The organism is Nonomuraea thailandensis, from assembly GCF_024172165.1.
Lineage (GTDB): Bacteria > Actinomycetota > Actinomycetes > Streptosporangiales > Streptosporangiaceae > Nonomuraea > Nonomuraea thailandensis.
On record NZ_JAMZEB010000002.1, the window covers coordinates 1,604,370 to 1,620,074 of the forward strand.

Sequence of the window (15,705 nt, forward strand, 5' to 3'; positions counted from 1 at the left end):
GGTCATCGGTTGTCCCCGGAGGTGCGGAAATCATCAGCCCTCCCTGAAGGCGTGGTTGCGGACCACGCGCAGGAAGCCGAACGACAGGACGAGCGAGATCGCCGCGATGACGATCGAGGTGGCGGCGGCCGAGTACAGGTCGCCGGTGACGAACGCGTCGCGGTAGACCTTCATCAGCGGGCTCCACGTGGAGCTGATCGTGTTGGTCAGCGGGCGCAGGGCGGTCGGCTCCGTGAACACCTGGATCGTCGCGATGATGGAGAACACGGTGGTCAGGACGATCGCCGGCGCCAGGATCGGGATCTTGACCCGGACGGCGATCTGGAACTCGGAGGCGCCGTCGAGCCGCGCGGCCTCGTACAGGTCGCGGGGGATGGCCCGCAGCGTAGTGTAGAGCACCAGCATGTTGAAGCCGACCCCGCCCCACACCGCCACGTTCGCCATGGAGTACGTGACGGTGGTGGCGCTCAGGAAGTCGACGTCCAGGACGTCTCTGATCGGGCTGAGCGAGGGCAGGTAGAGGAAGCCCCACAGCAGGGTGGCGGCCACGCCCGGCACCGCGTACGGCAGGAAGATCGCGATCCGGGAGAACCGCGCCAGCCGCACCCGGGCCGAGTCCAGCAGCAGCGCGAACAGCAGCGCCAGCCCCAGCATGACGACCAGCACCAGCGCGCCGTACCCGAGCACGCGCAGCCACCCGTTCCACAGCTCGGCGTCAGCCAGGGCGGCGGCGAAGTTGTCGAACCCGACGAACACCTCCCGCCGCGCGCCCCTGCCCAGCCCCAGCCCCGACACCTTGGTACGGCGCATCGCCAGGTGGACGGTGTAGCCGATGGGCACCGCGAGGAACAGCGTGAACAGCACGATCGCGGGGGTCAGGAACAGGTAGGGCCAGGGCCCCCTCTCCGACCGCTTCATGAGGCGATCGTGAAGCCGGACTTGCGCATGTCGGCGACCGTGGCGTCCTGCATGCCCTGCACGGCCTCGGTGAACGGGGTGCCGGCCTGCAGGGCCTTGTCGAAGCCGTCCTTGAAGGCGTTGTAGGTCACGCCGACGTTCGGGCCGAAGGTGAAGCCGCGGGCGCCGGCGGAGACGGCGGCTGCCTGCTGCCAGAAGTCGGGCTGGTTGGCGAAGTACTCGGGCGCCTGGCCGAGCGCCGACTGCGCCTTGGTGGCGGCCGGGTAGATGGCAGCCTCCTTGACCAGCAGCTCGACGGCGGCCGGATCGGTGTTGAGCCAGGTGGCGAACTGCGTTGCGGCGGCCTTGTTCGCGGTCTTGGCCGACACGGCGGTGGACGAGCCGCCCCAGAAGCCGCTGAAGCTCTCACCGGCGTTCCACTGCGGCAGCGGCGCGACGGCCCACTTGCCCTTGGCCTTCGGCGCGTTGCTCGACAGCACGCCCGGCGCCCACACCGCGGACGGCCAGGTCAGCAGCTTGCCGTCGTTGAGCGCCTTGTTCCACTCGGGGGTGAAGTACGGCATGTCGTCGATGGCGCCCTCCTTGACCAGCGCGCCCCAGAAGTCGGCGACCTTCCTGGTGGGCTCGTCGGCGATGTTCACCTTCCACGACTCGCCGCTGATCGACCACCACTGCGCGCCCGCCTGCTGCGCCAGCCCTGTGAACGCTCCCGGGTCCTTGCTGGAGAACGTGCCGAGATACGCCTTCGGGTCCTTCTTCCTGACCGTGCGGGCCGCCTCGCCGTACTCCTGCCAGGTCTTGGGCACGGCGATGCCGTACTTGTCGAACAGGTCCTGGCGGTAGAAGAGCATCATCGGGCCGCTGTCCTGGGGGACGCCGTAGACGGCCTCGGTGCCGAGCGTGACCAGGCCCCACAGGCCCTCGGAGAACTCGCCCTTGACGGCGGCCGTCTCGGCCTTGATGTCGGCGACCGCGTCGGCGGCGATGAACGAGGGAAGGTGCTGGTACTCGGCCTGCACCAGGTCCGGAGGGTTGCCGGCCTTGGCCGCGGTGAGGAACTTGGCCGCCGCGTCGTCGCCGCCGGCCTGCTTGCTGACCGTCACCTGGATGTCGGGGTGAGCCTTGTTCCAGACATCGACGATCTTGTCCATGTTGGGGGCCCAGGTCCAGTACGTGAGCTTGACCGGACCCTGGGCGGAGGCGGGCCGGCTCTGCGCCGCCTCGGGGCTCTCGGTGGGCTCGCTGGAGCCGCAGCTCGCGAGGGTGGCCGTGAGGGCGACGGCCAGGGCTGCTCCAAGGCGGTTGGCGCGCATTGCGTACCTCCAGGGGGGTTCTGTGAACGTGCACAGACTGAGGCAGTGCCGAAACGGCCGTCAAGGGGTCGTTACGTTCTCGTTAACGTCCTGCAAGAGCATGAAATTTGGAGATAACTGTTCCCTTCGGGCTGTCGAGCGTCCTACTGTGCACGTTCACAGAAGCTTTTCGAGGGGGATGGATGTATCCGGAGCGTCCTGCCGGGATCGCCTATGGCGGCGACTACAACCCGGAGCAGTGGCCGCGCGAGGTCCTGGAAGAGGACGTGGCCCTGATGCGCGAGGCCGGGGTGAACCTGGTCAGCCTGGGCCTGTTCTCGTGGGCGCTGCTGGAGCCCGCGCAGGGGCGTTTCGAGTTCGGCTGGCTGGACGAGATCATCGACCGGCTGCACGCGGGCGGCGTCGCCGTCGACCTGGCCACGCCGACCGCCGCCCCGCCCGCCTGGTTCGTGGCCCGGCACCCCGACGTGCTGCCGGTGAACAGGGAGGGCGTGCGGATCGGGTTCGGCGGCAGGCAGAGCGCCTGCTCCAGCGCCCCGGCCTTCCGCGAGGCGACCGCGCGGCTGGTGCGGGCGCTGGGCGAGCACTACCGCGGCCATCCGGCCGTGGTCATGTGGCACGTGCACAACGAGTACGGCGCGCCGCTCGGCGAGTGCTACTGCGAGCACAGCGTGGCCGCCTGGCGCGCCTGGCTGCGCCAGACCTATCGGGACGTCTCCACGCTGAACGACGCCTGGGGCACCACGTTCTGGGGCCAGACCTACTCCGACTGGTCCGAGATCGACGCCCCGCGCGCCAACCACACGGCCGTCAACCCGGCCCAGCGCCTCGACTACGCCCGCTTCAGCGACGGCCAGCACCGCGAGCACTACGCGCTGCAGCGCGACATCCTGCGGGAGCTGACCCCCGGCCTCCCCGTGACCACGAACTTCGCCGGCACCGTCAACTGCAAGTCCACCGACCTGTGGCAGTGGGCGCGCGAGCTCGACGTGATCGCCAACGACCACTACCTCCAGGCCGAGCGGCCCGACAACCACATCGACCTGGCCATGTCCGCCGACCTGGCGCGGTCGGTGGCGGGCGGCGCGCCGTGGATGCTCATGGAGCACTCGGCGGGCGCGGTCAACTGGCAGCCGCGCAACCTCGCCAAGCGCCCGGGGGAGATGCGCCGCAACAGCCTCGCGCACGTGGCCCGGGGCTCCGACAGCGTGCTGTTCTTCCAGTTCAGGGCCTCGCGGTTCGGGGCCGAGAAGTTCCACTCCGGGATGGTGCCGCACGCCGGGACCGACTCCGAGCAGTGGCGCGAGGTGGTGCGGCTGGGCGCCGACCTGCGCGAACTCGCCGGCGTCAGGGGTGGCAGGGTGCGGGCCGAGGTGGCGGTCGTGTGGGACTGGGAGTCGTACTGGGCGCTGGAGCTGGACTGGCGGCCGTCGGTGGACCTGGGGTTCAGGGAGCGGGTGGACGCCTTCTACGAGGCGCTGTGGCGGGAGCACGTCACGGTGGACTTCGTCCACCCTTCCGCTGATATTTCGGGATATCGGGTGGTGGTGGCGCCCAGCTCGTACCTGCTGACCGAGGCGTCCGCCAAGAACCTGCACCGGTACGTCGAAGCGGGCGGCCACCTGCTCGTGTCGTACTTCTCCGGCATCGTGGACGAGCACGACACCATCCACCCGGGCGCCCACCCCGGCGCGCTGCGCGAGCTGCTCGGCCTGTCGATCGAGGAGTTCCACCCCCTGCGCGAGCACGAGACGGTCACACTGACCGGTGGCCCCGGGGCCGGCACCCCCGAAGCCGGCGCCCCGATCGTCGCGCGCGTCTGGTCGGAGCGGGTCCGCCCGGCGGGCGCGGTCGCGGTCCGGAGCTTCGCCGAGGGCCCGGACGCGGGGCACCCCGCCGTCACCCGCCACGACCTCGGCGCCGGCACCGCCTGGTACCTCGCCACGGCCCCCGTCACCGGCCTGCGTGAGCTGCTCGTCCAGGTGCTCGACCACGCGGGCGTCTCCCGCCCGCACGGCCTGCCCGACACCCTGGAGCTGGTGCGCAGGGGCGGCCACGTCTTCCTGATCAACCACGGCGACCAGCCGGTGACGGTCGAGGGGGTGAGCGGCGTGAGCGTGTTCGACGGCGTACGGCACGACGGGCCGGTCACCGTCCCGGCCGGAGCGGTGACCGTCGTGGCGCAACCCCCCCAACCCTAGGGAGACCCGATGAAACGCATCATCCTCACCGCGCTGCTGTTACTCACGGCCCTCGCCGCTCCGGCGCACGCGCAGGCCGGGCCCGGCCGCCTCCAGATCAGGGGCGCGGACGTGTCCAGCCTCGCCAAGTCGGAGGCGCTCGGCGGCGTCTACCGCGACGCCCGCGGGCGCAGGGGCGACGCGCTGGCCATCCTGTCGCAGGCCGGGCTCAACTACATGAGGCTCAAGGTCTGGGTGAACCCCGCCGACGGCTACAACACCAAGACCCAGGTGCTGGCGGTGGCCAAGCGGGTCAAGGCGCTCGGCATGGGCCTGCTCATCGACTTCCACTACTCCGACACCTGGGCCGACCCGGGCAAGCAGTACAAGCCCGCGGCGTGGGAGGCGCTGCCGTTCGAGCAACTGCGGCAGGCCGTGTACGACCACACCTACGACGTGCTCGACGCGTTGCGCGACCAGGGCACCACGGCCGACATGGCGCAGGTCGGCAACGAGATCAACGGCGGACTGCTCTGGCCGGACGGCTCCAACTCCAACTGGGCGAACACGGCGGCGCTGCTGAACGCGGGACACGACGCCGTCAAGGCGGTCTCCGGCTCGACCAAGGTGGTGCTGCACCTGGCCAACGGCGGCGACAACGGCCTGTACCGGTGGTGGTTCGACAACGCCAGGGCCCATGGCATCCGCCACGACGTGATCGGCCTGTCGTACTACTCCTACTGGCACGGCACGCCGGAGGCCTTCCAGGCCAACCTCAACGACGTGGCCACCCGGTACGGCAAGCCCGTGGTCCTGGTGGAGACCGCCTACCCGTTCACCACGGCCGACGACGACGGCTGGGAGAACATCATCACCTCCGCCGAGCCGTACCCCGGCTACCGGGCCACCCCGCAGGGCCAGTCGGCGATGCTCACCCGGGTGGCCGACATCGTCCGCGCCGTGCCGAACGGACTGGGCCTCGGCCTGTTCACCTGGGAGGCCACCTGGACGGGCGTCAGGGGCAACGGCTGGGACCCGGCCGACCCGGCCTCGGGCAACGGCTGGGAGAACCAGGCCCTGTTCGACTACAACGACCGCGCGTTGCCGGCCATGTCGGTGCTCGGCCGCCTCTGACCCGACGACCCCCGGGCGGCCCCTACCGTAAAGGTATGCGGCTGACCGCCTTCACCGACATCGCGCTGCGCATCGTCATGCGCCTGGCCGTGGCGCGGCCGGACGACCTGCTCACCACCCGCGCCGCGGCCGACATGCTCGCCGTCCCCTACACCCACGCGGCCAAGGCCGTGGCCCGGCTGAGCGAGCTGGGCGTGGTGGAGGCCAGGCGCGGCAGGGGCGGCGGGATGCAGCTCACCGAGGCGGGGCGCGGCACGACCGTCGGCGCCCTCGTCCGCGAGCTGGAGGGCGCCGGCGACGTCGTGGGCTGCGAGGACGACCCGCCCTGCCCGCTGCGGGCGGCCTGCCGGCTGCGCTCGGCGCTGCGCCAGGCGCAGGAGGCCTTCTTCGCCTCCCTCGACGGGGTCACCGTCGCCTCATTGGTGGACGCGCCGACCGGGCCCGTCCTGCTGTCGCTGGCCCCCCGGAATCAGGACCGGCCGAGCGGGCGCATAATATGAATCTCAGATGCTAATTTAAGTGTCTGGAACTCATGCTGCTCGCCGCCCGCGGAGCACGTCCGCGACGCTCTCCCCACCGTATGAATCCCAGACGCCTTTCCCCCTTGTCTGGAGGTTCCCCCATGCTGTCCGCCAACGCCGCGGAGCTCGTGCGCGCCACCCTTCCCGCCGTCGGAGCCGAGCTGGAGACCATCACCGCGCGGTTCTACGACACCATGTTCGCCGACCACCCCGAGCTGCTGGACGGGCTGTTCAACCGCGGCAACCAGCGCAGCGGCGAGCAGCGCAAGGCGCTGGCGGGCGCCGTCGCGGCCTTCGCGGTCGCGCTGCTGGACAACCCCGGCGAGCGCCCCGACGCGCTGCTGGCGCGCATCGCGCACAAGCACGCCGCCGTGGGCGTCACCGACGACCAGTACGTCATCGTGCACAAGTACCTGTTCGGCGCCATCGCCGAGGTGCTCGGCGAGGCCGTCACGCCCGAGGTCGCGGCGGCCTGGGACGAGGTCTACTGGCTGATGGCCGGCGCGCTGATCGCCATGGAGGCCCGCATCTACGCCGAGGCGGGAGCGCGTGACGGCGCGACCTGGCGGCCCTGGCGGGTGGTCGAGCGGCGCGAGGAGACGGCGGACGCGATGTCGCTGGTGCTCCACCCGCTCGGCGACGACCCCGTCCCGCCCGCCCGCCCCGGCCAGTACGTCAGCGTCCGCGTGACCATGCCCGACGGCGTGCGCCAGCTCCGCCAGTACTCGGTGTCCGGGCACGGCGCGGACGGCCGCCGCAGCATCACGGTCAAGCGGGTGCGCGCCGGCGAGCGGCCCGAGGGCGAGGTGTCCACGCTGCTGCACGACACGGTGCGCGAGGGCGACGAGCTGACCCTGTCCGCGCCGTTCGGCGACGTCGCGCTCGACGACGGCGACGCGCCGCTCGTGCTGGTGTCGGCGGGCATCGGCTGCACCCCGATCGCCGCGATGCTGAGCCATCTGGCCGAGGCCGGCTCCGGGCGCCGGGTGCTGGTGCTGCACGCCGACCGCGCCAGGTCCCACCACGCGCTGCGCGAGCAGATGGAGCGTCACACCGACGCCCTCCCCGGCGCGGAGCGCATCTTCTGGTACGAGTCCGCCGACGGCGAGGACGCCCGCGCCGGGCGCATGGACCTGGACGGGGTCGAGATCCCCGAGGGCGCGGTCGCCTACATGTGCGGGCCGGTGGAGTTCATGCGGGCCGCGCGGGCCGGGCTCATCGCGGCCGGGGTCGCGCCGCGTGACATCCACTACGAGGTGTTCGGGCCGGACCTTTGGCTGGGCGCCGCCTGAGGGCATGATGGCCGCATGACGATCTCAGCGGACGAGCTGCTCACCACGACCCGCAGCGTACGCAAGCGACTCGACCTCACCCGTCCCGTCCCCATGGAGCTGGTCAGGGAGTGCCTGGACATCGCCCTCCAGGCGCCCACCGGCGGCAACGCGCAGCTCTGGCACTGGGTCGTGGTCACCGATCCCGGCAAGCGCAAGGCGATCGGCGACTACTACGCGCGCTCGTGGAACGCCTACTACGGCTCCGGCTCCTCGGCCAGGTCGCTGTTCAGGGACGACCCGGTGCGCGCGGCGGCCCAGGAGCGGGTCTCCGACAGCGCCGCGTACCTGGCCGAGCACCTGGGCGAGGTGCCGGTGCACGTGATCGGCTGCACGACCGTGCCCGGCGGGCTGCCCGAGGGCAACCAGGCCGGGCTGTGGGGCTCGCTGCTGCCGGCCGCGTGGAGCTTCATGCTGGCCGCCCGCGCCAGGGGGCTCGGCACGGCGTGGACGACGCTGCACCTGGCCTACGAGAGCGAGGTGGCCGAGCTGCTCGGATTGCCGGCGAACGTGCGGCAGGGCGTGCTGCTGCCCACCGCGTACTACACCGGTGAGACCTTCCGCCCGGCCAAGCGCCAGCCGCTGGACGAGGTGCTGCACGTCGATCACTGGTAACACCGGCGCGGCGCGCGCACAGTGGAGGTCACGACCGACGTGAGGGAGGGCCCCGTGATCTCCTTGCCGCTGCTGCCGACGTCGCTGGTCGGGAGCTACGCCCAGCCGGACTGGCTGATCGACCGTGCCAGGCTGGCCGGGCGGTTCCCGCCGCGCGTACGGGCCCGCGAGCTGTGGCGGATCCCGCCGGAGCTGCTCGGCCAGGCCCAGGACGACGCCACCGAGCTGGCGATCAGGGCGCAGGAGCGGGCCGGGCTGGACATCGTCACCGACGGCGAGATGCGCCGCGAGAGTTACTCCAACCACTTCGCGACCGCCCTGGAGGGCATCGACCTGGACAATCCGGGCACCGCCCTCGACCGCAGCGGCCATCCCAACCCGGTGCCGCGCATCGCCGGCCCCATCCGGCGGACCCGCCCGGTCGAGGTGGACGACCTGCTGTTCCTGCGCGCGCACACCGGCCGCGTGGTGAAGATGACGGTGCCGGGGCCGTTCACGATGAGCCAGCAGGCGCAGAACGACCACTACCCCGACGCCGAGGCCGCGGCCATGGACTACGCGGCCGCGGTCAACGCCGAGATCCGCGACCTGTTCGCCGCGGGGGCGGACATCGTGCAGGTCGACGAGCCGTACATGCAGGCCAGGCCGGACGCGGCGCGCGCGTACGGGCTGGCCGCGCTGAACGCCGCCCTCGACGGGATCACCGGCATGACGGCCGTGCACATCTGCTTCGGCTACGCGGCGATCATCCACGAGCGGCCCGAGGCGTACTCGTTCCTGCCGGAGCTGGCCGGCTGCCCGGTGCGGCAGGTGTCGATCGAGACCGCGCAGTCGGGGCTGGACCTCGGGGTGCTGTCCGACCTGAAGGACAAGACGGTCATCCTCGGCGTGATCGACCTGTCCACGCCGGAGGTGGAGCCCGTCGAGGTGGTGGCGGGGCGGGTGCGCAGGGCGTTCGAGCGGATGCCGCCCGAGCGGATCGTCATCGCCACGGACTGCGGGATGAAGTACCTGCCCAGGCCGTCGGCGGAGGGCAAGATGCGGGCCATGGCGGGCGCCGCCCGCCTGCTGAGGGAGGAACTGGGCGGATCACGATAATTCCTGATGAATTTCCCGCCTGGACCAGGTGCTCCGCTTTAGGATCATGGCGCTGACCCCCTGATCCCATAGGAGCCCGGAGTGCCAGGAAGCGAGCAGGAGAGCGCGCCCAGCGGGATAGACACCACCAAGCCGAGTGTCGCCCGCGTCTACGACTACATGCTCGGCGGCAAGGACAACTACGAGGTCGACCGCCACGTGGCGCAGGCCGCGTTGCGGATCGCGCCGGACGCTCCCGAGGCCGCCCAGGCCAACCGGGAGTTCCTGCGCCGCACGGTGCGGTACCTGGCCGCCGAGGCGGGCATCCGGCAGTTCCTGGACGTCGGTTCCGGCCTGCCCACGCAGGGCAACGTGCACGAGGTCGCCCAGGACGTCACCCCCGGCGCGCACGTCGTGTACGTCGACCACGACCCCATCGTGCTCGCCCACGGCCGGGCCCTGCTGGCCGTGGACGAGACCACCGCGATCATCGACGCCGACCTCCGCGAGCCCGAGAAGATCCTCGACGACCCGCGCACCCGCGCCCTCATCGACTTCGGCGAGCCGGTCGGGCTGCTGCTGTTCGCCATCCTGCACCACCTGAAGGACGAGGAGGACCCGGCCGGCCTCGCGGCCAGGCTGCTGCGCCCGCTGCCCACGGGCAGCCACGTGGTGATCTCGCACTTCCACAACCCGATGCAGGCCCACCCCGAGGTGTCGCAGCAGGCCTTCACGGCCGAGAAGCTCTTCAACGAGCACCTCGGCACCGGCCGGTGGCGCACCCACGAGGAGATCCTGGCCTTCTTCAACGGGCTCGAGCTGCTGGAGCCCGGCCTGGTGCCGCTCCCGGAGTGGCGTCCGGAGACCGGGGACCACCAGGCCGCGCCCGGCATCACCTACCACACCTTCGTCGGAGGCGTGGCGCGCAAGCCGTAGACCGGCGGGTCAGGCCACCGGCAGCTTGCCGGTGGCGACCACCTCGCGGTACCAGTGGGCGCTGTCCTTCCAGGTGCGCTCCATCGTCTCGCGGTCCACGCGGACGATGCCGAAGCGCTTGGCGTAGCCGTGCGCCCACTCGAAGTTGTCCATCAGCGACCACACGAAGTAGCCGCGCACGTCCGCGCCGCCCGCGATGGCCTCGCTGACGGCCGTCAGGTGGCGGTGCAGGTAGTCGACCCGGTCGGCGTCGTGCACGACCCCGTCGGCGGAGACCGGGTCGGGGAACGCGGCGCCGTTCTCCGTGATCATCAGCGGCAGGTCCGGGTAGTCGCGGTGCAGGCGCAGCAGCAGCTCGGTCAGGCCGCTCTCGTCGATGTTCCAGCCCATCTCGGTGTACGGGCCCGGCTGCTTGACGAACTCGATGTCCTCGCAGGCGATCCAGGGCGAGGCGGCCCCGTCCTGGTGCCCGTCGGCGGTCTCCTTGGCGCTCGCCCCGTCCCACTGGCGCACCAGGGTCGGGTTGTAGTAGTTGACCCCGAGCACGTCCAGCGGCTGGCAGGCGGTGGCCTCGTCGCCGTCGCGCACGAACGACCAGTCGGTCACCTTGGCGGTGTCGGCGATCAGGTCGCGCGGGTAGGCGCCCTCCAGCATCGGGCCGAGGAAGGCCCGGTTGGACAGCCCGTCCGCGCGCCGCACCGCGTCCGCGTCGCGCTCGGACACGCCGCGCACGTGGTGCAGGTTGAGCGTGACCGACATCTGCGCGTCCTTGGCGGCGGTCGAGCGCAGCGCCTGCACGGCCAGGCCGTGGCCCAGGTTCAGGTGGTGCACGGCGGCCAGCGCGGCGGCGGCGTCGGTGCGGGCCGGGGCGTGCACGCCGGAGGCGTAGCCCAGGTAGGCCGAGCACCACGGCTCGTTCAGCGTGATCCAGGTGCGGACGCGGTCGCCGAGCGTCTCGCCCATGAGCTCGGCGTAGTCGGCGAAGCGCAGCGCGGTCTCGCGCTCCGGCCAGCCGCCCGCGTCCTCCAGCTCCTGCGGCAGGTCCCAGTGGTAGAGCGTGGCCACCGGGGCGATGTCCCTGGCCAGCAGCCCGTCCACGAGCCGGTCGTAGAAGTCGGCGCCCGGCCGGTTGAGCGCGCCGCGCCCGCCCGGCTGCACGCGCGGCCAGGAGATGGAGAAGCGGTACGCGCCGACGCCCAGCCCGGCCAGGATGTCGAGGTCCTCCTCCAGGCGGTGGTAGTGGTCGCAGGCCACGTCGCCGGTGTCGCCGTTCGTGACGAGGCCGGGGGTGTGGGAGAAGGTGTCCCAGATCGACGGGCCGCGGCCGTCCTCGTTCCAGGCTCCCTCGACCTGATAGGCGGCGGTGGCGGTGCCCCACAGGAAGTTCTCGGGGAAGGCAGACATGTCACTCCTTGACGCTGAGCGTGATCTCGATGTGGTCGATCTCGGGGGCCGCGGCGGCGTGCGCCCCGGCATGGCGGAGGTTCCAGGGGGCCGGCGCGCCGCTGATCCGGCGGGCGCGCAGCCGGTCGCCCCGGCGGGACACCTCGAAGACGGCCGCCGGGCCGCCGTCGGGCGCGGGGACGGTGACGGTGCGGGTGGCGCCGTCGTCGAACCGGCGGACGTCGAGGGTGACTCCGTCGGCGTAGTCGTAGTCGGGCCGGTCGTCGCGGGCGCCGGTCGGGATCACCGCGCCCGGCCGCACCAGCAGCGGCAGGCTGTCGAAGCCGTGCCGCTCGGTACGCCAGCCGGGCCCCGTGACGCTCTCCCCGTCGAGCAGCCGGGTCCACACCCCCTCCGGGACGTAGTACGAGATTTCCCCGTCCGCTGACAGCACGGGGGCCACCAGCAGGTCGGGGCCCAGCATGTACTGGGCGTCCAGGTGGTCGCAGGCCCGGTCCCGGGGGAACTCCAGGTGCATGGCCCGCATCATCGGCACGCCCTCGGTCGCGGCCTGTACGGCGGCGCCGTACAGGTAGGGCATCAGCCGCGCCTTGAGCCGCGTGAACGCGCGCAGCACGTCCACGGACTCCTCGTCGAACAGCCACGGCACCCGGTAGGAGCCGCTCCCGTGCAGGCGGCTGTGCGACGACAGCAGCCCGAACGCCACCCACCGCTTGAACACGGCCGGATCGGGCCGCCCCTCGAAGCCGCCGATGTCGTGGCTCCAGAACCCGAAGCCGCCCAGCCCCAGCGACAGCCCGCCGCGCAGCGACTCGGCCATGGCCTCGAACGTCGACTCGCAGTCGCCGCCCCAGTGCACCGGCAGCCGCTGCCCGCCGACCGTGGCCGAGCGCGCGAACAGCACCGCCTCGCCCGGCCCGCGCCGCTCGGCCAGCACGTCGTGGACGGTCTGGTTGTAGACGAGGCTGTAGTAGTTGTGCATCCGCTCGGGGTCGGAGCCGTCGGCGTAGACCACGTCGGTGGGGATGCGCTCGCCGAAGTCGGTCTTGAACGCGTCCACCCCCATGTCGAGCAGCCCGCGCAGCTTGCCCGCGTACCACTCGCGGGCGGCGGGGGAGGTGAAGTCGACCAGCGCCCGCCCGGCCTGCCAGTGATCATCCTGCCAGATCGTGCCGTCCGGCCGGCGCAGCAGGTGACCGGCCGCCGCCCCCTCCTCGAACAGGGCCGACGCCTGCCCGATGTAGGGGTTGATCCACAGGCACACCCGCAGCCCCCGCTCCTTGAGCCGCCGCAGCATGCCCTCCGGATCGGGGAACACCGCCGGGTCCCACTCGAAGTCGCACCACCGGAACTGCCGCATCCAGAAGCAGTCGAAGTGGAACACGCTCAGCGGCAGGTCCCGCTCGGCCATGCCGTCCACGAACGACGTCACCGTGGCCTCGTCGTAGTCCGTGGTGAACGAGGTGGACAACCACAGCCCGAACGACCAGGCGGGCGGCAGCGCCGGGCGGCCGGTCAGCGCCGTGTAGCGGCGCAGGATGTCGGCTGGCGTCGGCCCGTGGACGATCAGGTACTCCAGGTCGTGCCCCTCGGCGCTGAACTGCACCCGCGACACGGTCTCCGAGCCGACCTCGAACGACACCCGGCCGGGATGGTTGACGAACACGCCGTAACCCCGGTTGGTGAGGTAGAAGGGCACGTTCTTGTAGGCGATCTCGCTGCTCGTGCCGCCGTCCTCGTTCCAGATGTCGACCGACTGGCCGTTGCGGACGAGGGGGCCGAAGCGCTCGCCGAGGCCGTACACGAGCTCGCCGGCGCTCAGGCGGAGCTGCTCGATCATGAAGTGCCGGTCGGCGGGGTCGCGCATGACGCCCAGGCTCTTGCCGGAGCTGCGGGTCAGCTCCCGCCCGCCCGCGCTGAACGTCATCTCCCAGGGCGCGTCCCTGCGGACCCGGACGGTCAGGTCGCCGCTGGTCAGGGCGGCCTCCGCGGCGTCCACGGAGATCTTCACCCCGGGCCGGTCGTCCCGTACGGCGAAGGCGGGGGAGTCCGGCACGGACCCGGCGAAGTGCACCGTGCGGACGCGGATCACGTCCGGCATCGGAGACGACAGGTCCACCCGCAGGACCGGCCCGTCGATGGTGCCGCCGCGGCGGGTGATCTCCCGCGTGGGCGCCAGGACGCGCAGCGAGCCGTCCCGCGCGGTCACGTCGTAGGCGGCGGTGGCGTGCTCGCCGCGCACGCCGGGGCGCATGCGCCAGTAGCCGTCCTTGAACTTCATGCGAGGGCGACCTCCGGGCGCAGGGCGGCGACCGCGCGGGGCGCCAGCGTGACGTGGCCCTCGGCGGGGGAGCCGGTCAGCAGGTCCACGCCCGGATCGGGGATCGGCACCCGCACGGTGGTGGCGCCGTGGTTGAGCAGGAACAGCACCTCTCCCCGGCGCACCGCCTCGACGCCCGGCGGCAGCTCGTCCAGCACGCCGGACACGCCCGCGTCGGCCAGCACCCGCCCGGCGAGGCTCGCCAGCGCGTCCGGCCCGGGCATCGTGCCCACGTACCAGGCGACGCCCTCCCCGGAGCGGTGCCGCAGGATCGCCGGCTCGCCCGCCAGGTCGCCGCCGGCGAACTCGGCCACCACCTCGGCGCCGTCGGAGCGCAGCAGCTCGGTCCAGCTCTCCGCCTGGAAGGCGGCCCCGCCGTCCCACCGGCAGGCCACCGGACCGGACGCGGGCAGCCACTCCTCGCCGGAGGCGCCCAGCACCTCACGCAACGGGGCCGGGAACCGCCCGGTCCTGATGTGCGCGTTCGGGTCCACGACGCCGGAGAACGGGCCGACCACCAGCACGCCGCCGCCGTTCACGTACGCGGTCAGCGCCGCGGCGTCCCGGTCGCCGACGAGGAACAGGTTCGGCACCACGACCAGCGCGTACGCCGACAGGTCCGCGTCCGGCGGCACCACGTCCACGCTCACCCCGCGCTCGAAGAACGGCACGTAGTAGCTCAGGAGCTGGTCCACGGCGTTGAGCCGGTCGCTCGGCCGCCCGCGGTCCTCCAGCGCCCACCAGCTCTCCCAGCCGAACACCATCGCCACCCGCGCCGGCACCGGCTCGCCCGCGACCCCGGCGAGGCGGCGCAGCTCCTGCCCGTGCTCCCGCACCGCGGCGTGCAGCTGCGTGTCCGCGCCCGCGTGCGGCACCATCGCGGCGTGGAAGCGCTCGGCGCCGAACCGGGAGGCCCGCCACTGGAAGTAGCACAGCCCGTCCGCGCCCCGCGCGACCGCCTGCAGCGACTCCAGCCGGAACTGGCCGGGCGGCTTGGGCAGGTTGTGCTCACGCCAGTTGACGGCGCTCGTCGACTGCTCCATCAGCAGCCACGGCCGCCCGCCCGCCAGGCCGCGCATGAGGTCGTGGGTGAGCGCCGTCCTGGCGGGGGTGAGCGGGTGGCCCGGCTCCGGGTAGCAGTCGTTGGAGACCACGTCCTGCTCGCCGGCGAACGACCAGTAGTCCACCCGCTTGAAGAAGCCCATGAAGTTCGTGGTGACGGGGACGTCCGGGGTGCGGGCGCGCAAAATGTCGCGCTGCTCGCGGAAGTGGGCGAGCAACTCGCCCGAGCAGAAGCGCCACCAGTCGAGGCGCTGGGTGGGGTTGATGATGTACGGGGCGCGGCGCGGCGGCACCACCTCGGCCCAGTCGCCGTACCCCTGGCTCCAGAACGTGGTGCCCCACGCCTCGTTGAGCGTGGCCAGGTCGCCGTAGCGCTCGCGCAGCCAGGCGCGGAACGCCCCGGCGGACTCGTCGCAGTGGCAGACCTCGCCGTACTCGTTGCCCACGTGCCACATCGCCAGCGCCGGATGGGCGGCGTACCGGTCGGCCAGGGCCGTCGTGATCGACTGGGAGCGCTCCCGATACAGGCCCGAAGAAGGGCAGAACTGGTTGCGGGAGCCGTACCAGAGCCGGTGCCCGCCCTCGTCCACGGGCAGCGTCTGCGGCCAGCGGTGGCCCAGCCACGGCGGCGGCGAGGCCGTCGGGACGGCCAGGTCCACGGCGATCCCGTGCTCGGCCATGAGGTCGAGCACCCGGTCCAGCCAGCCGAAGTCGTGCCTGCCCGGCTCCGGCTCCAGCCGCGCCCAGCTGAACACGCCGACCGTGACCAGGTTGACCCCGGCGGCCCGCATCAGCTCGGCGTCCTGCTTCCACACCTCCTCCGGCCACTGCTCCGGGTTGTAGTCGCCGCCGAACAGCAGCCCGCGGCCCTCGGTCAGCGTGTGCATCCCCGGC

The 15,705-nt window shown here is 72.2% G+C and carries 12 protein-coding genes; 7 read left to right on the forward strand and 5 right to left on the reverse strand.

Features of this window, described 5'->3' with window-relative positions; translation table 11 throughout:
• Positions 1 to 33: 33 nt before the first annotated feature.
• Both HD597_RS11450 and HD597_RS11455 read right to left on the reverse strand, forming a co-directional pair.
• A complete protein-coding gene (locus HD597_RS11450) occupies positions 34 to 918 on the reverse strand; it encodes a carbohydrate ABC transporter permease (RefSeq protein WP_253741988.1) in 885 nt (294 codons plus the stop codon).
• Positions 915 to 2,231, reverse strand: a complete 1,317-nt coding sequence (locus HD597_RS11455) for an ABC transporter substrate-binding protein (protein ID WP_253741989.1) — start codon at positions 2,229 to 2,231, stop codon at positions 915 to 917. The genes HD597_RS11450 and HD597_RS11455 overlap by 4 nt, the downstream gene beginning before the upstream one ends.
• Positions 2,232 to 2,413: 182 nt before the next feature.
• Between HD597_RS11455 and HD597_RS11460 the strand changes: the two genes are divergently transcribed.
• The 7 genes from HD597_RS11460 to HD597_RS11490 all read left to right on the forward strand — a co-directional run bounded on the left by HD597_RS11460 (position 2,414) and on the right by HD597_RS11490 (position 10,025).
• The gene (locus HD597_RS11460; protein WP_253741990.1) at positions 2,414 to 4,432 is read left to right on the forward strand and encodes a beta-galactosidase; all 2,019 of its coding nucleotides are present in this window, start codon (positions 2,414 to 2,416) and stop codon (positions 4,430 to 4,432) included.
• 9 nt (positions 4,433 to 4,441) lie between these two features.
• Positions 4,442 to 5,545: a glycoside hydrolase family 53 protein gene (locus HD597_RS11465; RefSeq protein ID WP_253741991.1), complete on the forward strand. Its 1,104-nt coding sequence runs from the start codon at positions 4,442 to 4,444 to the stop codon at positions 5,543 to 5,545.
• 35 nt (positions 5,546 to 5,580) lie between these two features.
• Positions 5,581 to 6,045, forward strand: coding sequence for an RrF2 family transcriptional regulator (locus tag HD597_RS11470; RefSeq protein WP_253741992.1), 465 nt, complete (start codon positions 5,581 to 5,583; stop codon positions 6,043 to 6,045).
• A 122-nt stretch (positions 6,046 to 6,167) separates the two neighbouring features.
• A complete protein-coding gene (locus tag HD597_RS11475) occupies positions 6,168 to 7,358 on the forward strand; it encodes a globin domain-containing protein (RefSeq protein ID WP_253741993.1) in 1,191 nt (396 codons plus the stop codon).
• A 15-nt stretch (positions 7,359 to 7,373) separates the two neighbouring features.
• Positions 7,374 to 8,012 (forward strand): nitroreductase family protein, encoded by a 639-nt coding sequence (locus HD597_RS11480; protein ID WP_253741994.1) that lies wholly within the window; start codon positions 7,374 to 7,376, stop codon positions 8,010 to 8,012.
• Positions 8,013 to 8,066: 54 nt separating this feature from the next.
• The gene (locus HD597_RS11485; RefSeq protein WP_253741995.1) at positions 8,067 to 9,110 is read left to right on the forward strand and encodes a uroporphyrinogen decarboxylase family protein; all 1,044 of its coding nucleotides are present in this window, start codon (positions 8,067 to 8,069) and stop codon (positions 9,108 to 9,110) included.
• An 81-nt stretch (positions 9,111 to 9,191) separates the two neighbouring features.
• Positions 9,192 to 10,025 carry an SAM-dependent methyltransferase gene (locus HD597_RS11490; protein WP_253741996.1) on the forward strand — a complete coding sequence of 278 codons (834 nt, stop codon included), beginning with the start codon at positions 9,192 to 9,194 and terminating at the stop codon, positions 10,023 to 10,025.
• Between the two features lie 9 nt (positions 10,026 to 10,034).
• Here the strand turns inward: HD597_RS11490 and HD597_RS11495 are convergent, their stop codons facing one another.
• Genes HD597_RS11495 through HD597_RS11505 form a run of 3 tightly spaced genes read right to left on the reverse strand, consistent with a single transcriptional unit; the run spans position 10,035 to position 15,698 of the window.
• Positions 10,035 to 11,429 (reverse strand): GH1 family beta-glucosidase, encoded by a 1,395-nt coding sequence (locus tag HD597_RS11495; RefSeq protein WP_253741997.1) that lies wholly within the window; start codon positions 11,427 to 11,429, stop codon positions 10,035 to 10,037.
• Between the two features lies 1 nt (position 11,430).
• Positions 11,431 to 13,710, reverse strand: a complete 2,280-nt coding sequence (gene yicI / locus HD597_RS11500; protein ID WP_253741998.1) for an alpha-xylosidase — start codon at positions 13,708 to 13,710, stop codon at positions 11,431 to 11,433.
• Positions 13,707 to 15,698 (reverse strand): beta-galactosidase, encoded by a 1,992-nt coding sequence (locus tag HD597_RS11505; protein WP_253741999.1) that lies wholly within the window; start codon positions 15,696 to 15,698, stop codon positions 13,707 to 13,709. The genes yicI and HD597_RS11505 overlap by 4 nt, the downstream gene beginning before the upstream one ends.
• Positions 15,699 to 15,705 lie beyond the last annotated feature (7 nt).

Bases quoted from the DNA above. Each gene is read 5' to 3' on its own strand.
- HD597_RS11450 (WP_253741988.1), bottom strand. From the start codon at position 918: ATGAAGCGGTCGGAGAGGGGGCCCTGGCCCTACCTGTTCCTGACCCCC.
- HD597_RS11455 (WP_253741989.1), bottom strand. From the start codon at position 2,231: ATGCGCGCCAACCGCCTTGGAGCAGCCCTGGCCGTCGCCCTCACGGCC.
- HD597_RS11460 (WP_253741990.1), top strand. From the start codon at position 2,414: ATGTATCCGGAGCGTCCTGCCGGGATCGCCTATGGCGGCGACTACAAC.
- HD597_RS11465 (WP_253741991.1), top strand. From the start codon at position 4,442: ATGAAACGCATCATCCTCACCGCGCTGCTGTTACTCACGGCCCTCGCC.
- HD597_RS11470 (WP_253741992.1), top strand. From the start codon at position 5,581: ATGCGGCTGACCGCCTTCACCGACATCGCGCTGCGCATCGTCATGCGC.
- HD597_RS11475 (WP_253741993.1), top strand. From the start codon at position 6,168: ATGCTGTCCGCCAACGCCGCGGAGCTCGTGCGCGCCACCCTTCCCGCC.
- HD597_RS11480 (WP_253741994.1), top strand. From the start codon at position 7,374: ATGACGATCTCAGCGGACGAGCTGCTCACCACGACCCGCAGCGTACGC.
- HD597_RS11495 (WP_253741997.1), bottom strand. From the start codon at position 11,429: ATGTCTGCCTTCCCCGAGAACTTCCTGTGGGGCACCGCCACCGCCGCC.
- yicI (WP_253741998.1), bottom strand. From the start codon at position 13,710: ATGAAGTTCAAGGACGGCTACTGGCGCATGCGCCCCGGCGTGCGCGGC.
- HD597_RS11505 (WP_253741999.1), bottom strand. From the start codon at position 15,698: ATGCACACGCTGACCGAGGGCCGCGGGCTGCTGTTCGGCGGCGACTAC.